The organism is Marinibaculum pumilum, assembly GCF_042646425.1.
GTDB classification, from domain to species: Bacteria; Pseudomonadota; Alphaproteobacteria; order Ferrovibrionales; family Ferrovibrionaceae; genus Marinibaculum; species Marinibaculum pumilum.
In genome coordinates this window covers 488,285-490,394 of sequence record NZ_JBHRTR010000054.1, presented here as the reverse complement: position 1 = coordinate 490,394, position 2,110 = coordinate 488,285, and the positions used below count along the sequence as shown (strand labels likewise).

General features: G+C 64.1%; 2 protein-coding genes. Both read left to right on the top strand.

What is annotated here, in order from left to right:
• Positions 1-604 (top strand): group II intron maturase-specific domain-containing protein (locus ACFOGJ_RS29150; RefSeq protein WP_379906823.1); only part of this gene is annotated, 604 nt, incomplete at its 5' end.
• A gap of 294 nt (positions 605-898) precedes the next feature.
• A partial coding sequence (locus ACFOGJ_RS29145) for an ABC transporter substrate-binding protein (protein ID WP_379906822.1) occupies positions 899-2,110 on the top strand: 1,212 nt, incomplete at its 3' end.

Below are 2,110 nucleotides of genomic sequence, written 5' to 3'. Positions count from 1 at the left end.
TGAACGGCGGGGTCACGCCTTCTGCCGCTATGCCGACGACTGCAACGTCTATGTGCGGTCCCGACGGGCGGGAGAACGGGTGCTGGCCCTGCTGCGGCGGCTCTATGGCCGGCTTCACCTGACGGTGAACGAGGCCAAGAGCGCCGTTGCCAGCGTCTTTGGCCGCAAATTCCTCGGCTACGCCTTCTGGGTCGCGCCGGGCGGAGTGGTCAAACGACGGGTCGCCGACAAGGCGATCAAGGCGTTCAAGGACCGCATCCGCGAGCTGACGCCCCGTGTGACGGGGCGCTCTATTCGCGCGGTGACGCAACGGCTGCGCAGCTTCGTGCCGGGGTGGAAAGCCTACTTCCGGCTGGCGCAAACGCCACGGGTCTGGCGAGAGCTGGACCAGTGGCTGCGCCATCGCCTGCGGGCCATCCAGCTCAAGCAATGGCGGCGCGGCAGGACCATCTTCCGGGAACTGACGGCCCTGGGGGCCAAGCCCGACGTGGCCCGTCAGGTGGCGGGAAACTCCCGCCGCTGGTGGCGCAACAGCGGCATGCTCCTCAACGCCGTCCTCACGATCAAATGGGCCGACCAGATGGGAATGCCCAGACTCGCATGACCTCAATCCCTCGAACCGCCCGGTGCGGACCCGCATGCCGGGTGGTGTGGCAGGGGAGCGATCCAATAGGATCGCCCCCTATGCCAATCGGCGGGCCCGCCGGCTTTCGCATTGCCGGGAATGCGCACTTTTCCGCCCTTTAGCGAGCGTTCGTTCACGGATCCGCTTGACACCGGACGGCCCCCCCGGTTCAGTGCACCCCTCGCCGCAAGAAGCGAGTGGAACAGGCCAGAGCCGACAAGAAACCATCAACCGTACCTAGGTAGCGAACAATCAGGAAGGTGAGTCTAGCCAATGACCCGTCAGCTCCTTTTGGCCGCCGTTGCGGCCTCTGCCATTGCCACTGCGCCGGCAATGGCTGCGGAATACGGTCCGGGTGTCTCTGACACGGAGATCAAGATCGGCAATACCATGCCGTATAGCGGCCCGGCCTCGGCCTATGGCGCGATCGGCAAGGCCGTCGGCGCCTGCTTCGACATGGTCAATGCCGAGGGCGGTATCAACGGCCGCAAGATCAACTTCATTTCTCTGGACGACGGCTACAGCCCGCCGAAGACGGTGGAACAGACCCGCAAGCTGGTGGAGCGCGAGGAAGTCCTCGGCGTGGTGACCGGCCTGGGCACGCCGTCCAACTCGGCCGTCCACAAGTACCTGAACCAGAAGAAGGTGCCGCAGCTGTTCGTCGCCACCGGCGCGACCAAGTGGGGCCAGCCGGACAAGTTCCCCTGGACCATGGGTTGGCAGCCGAACTACCAGACCGAGGGGCGGATCTACGGCAACTACCTGCTGCAGACCAAGCCGGATGCCAAGATCGCGATCCTCTACCAGAACGACGATTACGGTAAGGACTACGTCAAGGGCCTGAAGGACAGCCTGGGCGACAAGGCGGAAGAGATGATCGTGGCGGAGGAGACCTACGAGGTCACCGACCCGACCATCGATTCCCAGATCATCAACCTGCAGAACTCCGGCGCGAACGTCTTCTACAACGTCACCACGCCGAAGTTCGCCGCACAGGCGATCCGCAAGGTGGCCGATCTCGGCTGGAAGCCGCTGCATCTGCTGAATTCGGTGTCCAACTCCGTCGGCTCGGTGCTGAATCCGGCCGGTTTCGACAAGTCCGAAGGCGTGATCTCCGCGCTGTACCAGAAGGATCCGACCGATCCGGCCTGGGCGGGCGACGACGACTACAAGGCCTGGGACGCCTGGATGGACAAGTACTATTCCGACGGCGACAAGACCGACACGTTCAATGCCTTTGGCTGGGCGAACTGTCACACCATCGTGCAGACCATCAAGCAGATGGGCGACAACCTGACCCGCGAGAACTTCGTGAAGCAGGCCGCCAGCCTGAAGGACTTCCAGGCGCCGATGCTGCTGCCGGGCATCACCATCAACACCGGGCCGAACGACTTCTTCCCGATCGAGCAGATGCAGCTCGTGAAGTTCGACGGCAAGGAGTGGGTGCGCTTCGGCGAGGTGCTGAGCGCCGGCAAGGAGACCGGC